Annotated in this window: 1 protein-coding gene; it reads left to right on the plus strand. The window is 41.0% G+C overall.

From position 1 onward, the window contains the following. Window positions 1-848 (plus strand): DDE-type integrase/transposase/recombinase (locus FZ952_RS11510; protein ID WP_148881754.1); only part of this gene is annotated, 848 nt, incomplete at both ends.

Consider the following 848-nt stretch of genomic DNA (forward strand, 5'->3'; position numbering starts at 1 on the left):
CCTTTATCTGTCGGAGATACAAAGTCTCAAAAGCCTCTCTTATGCGTTGGAATAAACGGTTCGATGGAAGCAAAGAATCTCTAAGAGACAAATCCCATCGCCCTCTGACCCCTCATCCAAATAGTCACACCAATGAAGAAATCAATTGGATCAAACACTGTATCCGCCGCAATCCTAAAGCTACTCTGATTGAAATCTTCTATAAACTCAAAACAAACAAAGGTTACCACAGGCATCCTTGCTCCCTCTTTCGCATTCTGAGAAAATTAGGCTTCTTCAAAGCTTCTAAAGAAAAGAAAAAAGCCTACAAACCAAAACCCTATCATACGCCGACCGAAATCGGAATCAAATGGCAAATGGATGTCAAATATGTCCCAAAATACTGTTACACCGGCTCTATCCCTGATAAATTCTATCAGTATACTGCCATCGACGAAGCTTCCAGAGAGCGATTTATCTATCCTTTTAAGGAGCAAAGCTCTCATTCTACAGTTCAATTTTTGAAATTGGCTATTCGTCATTTTGGTTATCAGCCCAAAATCCTGCAAACAGATAATGGTGTTGAATTTACACACTTTAGAGAGACCAAGCAAGTCCACCCGCTTGACCTTCTTTGTGAGGAGCTGGGGATTGAGCATAAGTGTATCAAGCCTCGAACACCTCGACATAATGGCAAGGTAGAACGAAGCCATCGCAATGACAATAACCGATTCTACAAACATCTCCAGTTCTATTCCTATGACGATCTCATCAAACAGATGGGGCGCTATCTCTACAAATCCAATCGATTGCCCATGCAAACTTTAAACTGGATGTCACCTATCGAAATAAGAAAAACTCTACAAGGA

The organism is Streptococcus sp. Marseille-P7376 (assembly GCF_902460385.1).
Taxonomy (GTDB): Bacteria; Bacillota; Bacilli; order Lactobacillales; family Streptococcaceae; genus Streptococcus; species Streptococcus sinensis.